The following is a 4,675-nucleotide window of genomic DNA, read 5'->3' as shown; positions in this document are numbered from 1 at the left end:
GGAATCGTACATTTTTTCTCATCCGGATTGGGTTGAGGGACTGATTTAACAGGATTGGTATGATTTGAACTAGCAAATTCCGTAGTCTTACTGAGATTGTCTTTAACTTGAGGCACCCCAATTACCGTACCAATAAGTAAAGCAAAAAAGACGAAAGCCGTTAATTGTTTAAGCATGAAACTGGTATGAGTAAATTGGTCATTCCCTCCTACAAGTAAGCCTAAAATTTTCAGGATTATTTAATTAAACTTCCTAAAATAGACAATTAATAATCATCTCAGTCTTAATAAAAACAAAACACATCCAGAAAATCCGGTGACTTTTAAAAATTTTTTCCAACCCATCGGATATCCCCAATAAATCTCTACCCCCTCCCGGGCTTACAAAGGCTAAAATCCCCGTGGTATGGAGATTTCACGAGACAGAGATAGCCCATTAGCCTACTTTACGAATGGATGAGACTCTTGATATACTGAGTAATAACAACAGACAGACTGTAGAGATTGTCTTGTTTTTCCACCAAGCAACGCCGCGCTAAAGAGTGCAGCACATTCAGCACATCGGCAGGGTCTATGGTATTAGTTTGTATTAATTTTGTCAAAGTAACCGGCGTCCCCACCTCCACCAACAGAAACATCATGGGTTGTTCCAATTCAGACAACCGAGCTTCTTCAGTTTTCTGTACGGCTTGAGGGTATTGCTTTATTCAGTCATTTCAAGAATATTCTAAGTAGTAAAATTAAAAGATAGCTGGATAGGTTCCTCAAGTCGCACCCTATTTTCTAAGTACAGCTTTACCCTAACCGCTAACGACTTTGCCAAAATGGGTGGAACGGCATTTCCAATCTGTTTACACTGACTTTCTTCGCTGCCATGAAATTCAAACCAATCGGGGAAACTTTGCAGACGTGCGCCTTCGCGAACAGTTAACCGGCGTCTACAACCTGACGGTAAGCGAATTCTTAACATATCTCCGGTGGGTGCGCTCAGATTGCGACAGGTTACAGTTCGGGAGGGTCGATCTAAATGTAAATCTCTAGGGTTGACACATTTAGAGGCTTTTTCATATTTTCTAATATATTCATCCATGCTAGGCGTGAGAAATTTGGAGTTGGGGGGTGCCATCAATGCCAGTTCTCCGAGGGCTTCTCCAGCGGTGTAGGGATGATAGTGATGAGTTTTTTTGGGCCATTCCCATCCTCCTTTATGGGCGATACAAAATAATCTCTGTCGGCGTTGCGGGACACCATAATCACTGGCGGTCAGAATTTCCCATTCAACTCTGTAATCTAAGGCTTTTAAGCTGCTGATAATTTGTTCAAAATAGGCTTTGTTGCGAAATCGCATTCCGGGTACATTTTCAAAGATGGCGATCGCCGGTTGATGGTGTTCTACCGCCTTGATAAAAATCGGAAATCCATCTCGACTGTCTTTGACTCCCTGCTGATTTCCACCGACACTAAAGGGTTGACAAGGAGGACCTCCAATAATGACCGATGCGCCTTCAACTAATTCACTCTCAGGGGTTAACAGAACCCTATGGCAAAGAGAATGGAGATTTTTCCGATAAGTCATACAGGCATCGGGGTCCATCTCATATCCAATGGTTCTAAATCCAACGGCTTCAAATCCTAATGCAAATCCCCCACAACCGGAAAATAGGTCGATCGCCAACGGTTGAGGGGTGCGATCGGGAATGGGTTTAAGTTCAGTATTCAGAAACTCAAGATAAGGGATTTTTTTGGTAGCTTGGTCAGGAGTCATTTTAACTCATTAGTTTAACTGTTCTTCACCTTCTAGTAGCTGCTAGACAGGGAAAAGAGGCCGTAGGAAAATGGTTAGCGCTTAGGGCTCTGGAGGCTTAATCACCAGCGGTTTGAGTTGAACGAGAAGTTGAGGAATTTCGCGATGGATTACGTCCCAAACAATATCTAGGTCAACTTGATCGTATTCATGCACAATCACATCACGCATCCCGGCCAAGTTTCGCCAAGGGATTTCTGGGTGTTGTTGACGAAATTGCATTGAGAGGCGTTTTGTGGCTTCTCCAATGATTGTAATCTGATAGAGAATCGCCGAAACCTTTTCATCATTAGTGATCAGTTCAGTTGGCTCAATACCACTTGCATAGCGGAGGATGCGCTTGGCGGCATTTTCAATATCAATTAGAGATTATAGATCTTGTGGCATAGATAACCTGTGCAGATTCCAGTATCTGTTGACGGCGTAGCCAGTTTTCGCTTTTGGCGATCGCAGTTTTGACAATCAAGTCAACTTCCCGACCAAAAAGGGTTTCTAACTCCTGACGCATTTGAATCGTTTCGGATAAACCCCTCTGAAATTGCGGGTCAAATGTGACGAGCACATCAATGTCACTGTCGGGGCGAAAATCATCGCGCAATACCGAGCCAAATAGGGCAAATTCTGTGATGTGCCAGCGTTGGCAAAACTCTTGAATTTGGGCGAATGGCAGTTTGAGATTGTGGTTAATTGCGTTCATAGTTAACAGCGGAATCATTGACCCGTTGCCTGGGTTAGCGATCGCATCTGAATTCCCCTGGCAAAATAGCGGCGATCGCCTTGTTCTATTGTACTAGGAACGAGGGTTAATTTGACGAGAATTTACGGTTCAGTTCATGACCAAATAACCTGTAAATAACTCCACTGCTGAATTTTCTCATCTTTGGAAACCAGGGCAGCTTTATGTACTAGGCAACTCGCAACAATTAAGCGATCGGCTGGATCGCCGTGAAAGTTTCCTGGTAACCGAGTCGCCAGCACAGAAATTTCAGGTGTGAGGGGTAAAAGGATTACGTTAGGGCGTCGCAGTGCTAAATCAATCCAGATTTGTACATCCATTGATAGCTCCAGTCTACCTTTGGAAACTAGCATCGCTAATTCCCAGCAACTAATCGCTGAAATTCCGATTTGGTCTGCTTTGTTAATGATTTCCAGAAGCCGGGGCGCTAGTTTTTGAGATTCATTGACCCACCAGATCCAAGCATGGGTATCGAGAATAATCATTGGGCTGCTTCCCAAGGTTCATCAATGGGAGAAATTAGGTCATCTTCAAACAGAACGCTTCCTTTGAGGGGGTTGGTTTCAAGGGAGGGCGAAGTGCTTTCTATGTCTTCTAAAACGATGACGCGGATAGTTTTACCTTCCCACTGGTGGGAGTATTCCGACGGCAAACTAATGATTCCGTTTTGGAGAATGGTTTTAAATTCAAAGGCTTGCATGGATTAACGGGAGTAAGGGGGTATTTTTATAATAACCAACCGGGGATTTTTCCTTCAAAATTTTCACTAAAACTCTTGAATTTGGGCGAATGGCAGTTCGATATGATGGGTCATTGCGGTTAGGGTTAAGAGCGGGATAATTGACCTTTTGCCGGGGTTGGCGATCGCACCCCGATTCCCCTGGCAAAATAGAGATCGCCTCCTTGATGATCATTGCGATGTCCTGTTAAATCAAAATCATTTCGGGGAGCGTATTGTTTTTAAATCCCATCTCCCTCGGATGACACCATTCCTTTAAATCATTCATCCAATTGATGGGAATTATCCCCTCATCCTGTAAGCGACCCACGACAATTCCCGGATGAATTCCCAGCTTTCTAGCCAAAATAATAATCCGGTCCTTATCCTTAGAGCGTAATTGGGTTAGTTCAACATCAAACTCTGGCGGAATTAAAAATTTTCTTACCCATTCATCAGCTTCTGTTTCCTGTTTTGATAAAATGCGGTTTTCTCCATCCCAGTTATCCAAAAAAATCTCCTTTTTACCGTGTAGGAGAATGTGAGCCGCTTCATGAAAAAAGCTAAACCAGAAGCGATCATTCAGATTCTCCTTGAGGGAAAGCTGAATCAATGCCTTATGAGAATTCAGCCAGCGCGCTGCTCCACTCGTCTGTGCTCGGGACAGTGTAGGAACAAGAAAGAATACCACTCCGGCATTCCGACACAACTGCTGCATCTGAGGTAAAAATTCTGCTGGAGACAGTACAGTGAGTTGCCGAATGGCTCGAAGCGATGTTTCAAATTTCCCTGAGTTGTACTTCTGAGTATTGAATTTTTCGGCTTCAATTTCGCCTAAGCGTAACCACGCTAAAATTGCTCCCACATCACGGGGTTGGGCTTGAATCGGACGAAAAGCCGCCTCTTTACCCCCATAGTAGTTTCGCCATTCTTGGGGTGAAGCTACCCTAAAAAAACGGAGCATTTCTTGAACAAGATTCGGCTGGTTTTTGGCATCGCTATCCTGTTTTGGAATGATCCCTTGAGCCATTAATTCCTCAACAGGTAACTCATCCAACCAGGACACCCAGCTTCTCAAATCTTCGGCGGCGTCCTGGGGTGCTAATTTGGCACGATACTGGGCTTCCCGAGTCAACCAAAACCTGGCACTACTGCCGAGGACAGTTTCTAATTTCAGTGCTGTTTGCTCGGTAATCGGTGCTTTACCGTTAATTAATAAACTAATATGCTTGGTCGTGTATCCGAGACGTTTTGCTAAATCCGTCTGGGTCCACTCCCGTTCCTCAATGATGTCTGCGATCGTGTCACCCGGTGGCGAAATCCAGTCTGGGCAAAAAGTCTGTAGATCCTCAGTCATGGTAATCCCCTATCCAAACAATACAAATCTGAGTGACTTGACTCCAATCGATGCCACCATC

7 protein-coding genes are annotated in these 4,675 nt (G+C 44.2%); all 7 read right to left on the bottom strand.

The window, feature by feature from the left end:
- Positions 1-445: 445 nt before the first annotated feature.
- The 7 genes from J0895_RS11990 to J0895_RS11960 all read right to left on the bottom strand — a co-directional run bounded on the left by J0895_RS11990 (position 446) and on the right by J0895_RS11960 (position 4,614).
- Positions 446-661, bottom strand: a complete 216-nt coding sequence (locus tag J0895_RS11990; RefSeq protein ID WP_207088322.1) for a hypothetical protein — start codon at positions 659-661, stop codon at positions 446-448.
- Positions 662-726: 65 nt separating this feature from the next.
- On the bottom strand, positions 727-1,764 hold the full coding sequence (locus J0895_RS11985) for a DNA cytosine methyltransferase (RefSeq protein ID WP_207088321.1): 1,038 nt from the start codon (positions 1,762-1,764) through the stop codon (positions 727-729).
- A gap of 81 nt (positions 1,765-1,845) precedes the next feature.
- Complete coding sequence (locus J0895_RS11980) at positions 1,846-2,160, bottom strand: HepT-like ribonuclease domain-containing protein (RefSeq protein WP_340643497.1); 315 nt, start codon at positions 2,158-2,160, stop codon at positions 1,846-1,848.
- Between the two features lies 1 nt (position 2,161).
- Positions 2,162-2,500 (bottom strand): nucleotidyltransferase family protein, encoded by a 339-nt coding sequence (locus tag J0895_RS11975; RefSeq protein WP_242541235.1) that lies wholly within the window; start codon positions 2,498-2,500, stop codon positions 2,162-2,164.
- 134 nt (positions 2,501-2,634) lie between these two features.
- Positions 2,635-3,024, bottom strand: a complete 390-nt coding sequence (locus J0895_RS11970) for a type II toxin-antitoxin system VapC family toxin (protein WP_207088319.1) — start codon at positions 3,022-3,024, stop codon at positions 2,635-2,637.
- Complete coding sequence (locus tag J0895_RS11965) at positions 3,021-3,239, bottom strand: hypothetical protein (RefSeq protein ID WP_207088318.1); 219 nt, start codon at positions 3,237-3,239, stop codon at positions 3,021-3,023. The genes J0895_RS11970 and J0895_RS11965 overlap by 4 nt, the downstream gene beginning before the upstream one ends.
- Positions 3,240-3,465: 226 nt before the next feature.
- On the bottom strand, positions 3,466-4,614 hold the full coding sequence (locus tag J0895_RS11960; RefSeq protein ID WP_207088317.1) for a helix-turn-helix domain-containing protein: 1,149 nt from the start codon (positions 4,612-4,614) through the stop codon (positions 3,466-3,468).
- Between the last annotated feature and the right edge of the window lie 61 nt (positions 4,615-4,675).

Source organism: Phormidium pseudopriestleyi FRX01 (assembly GCF_017313335.1).
In the GTDB taxonomy this organism is placed as follows: domain Bacteria; phylum Cyanobacteriota; class Cyanobacteriia; order Cyanobacteriales; family Laspinemataceae; genus Laspinema; species Laspinema pseudopriestleyi.
Note: the sequence above shows the minus strand (reverse complement) of the source record. Positions and strands in the feature narration are given on the sequence as shown.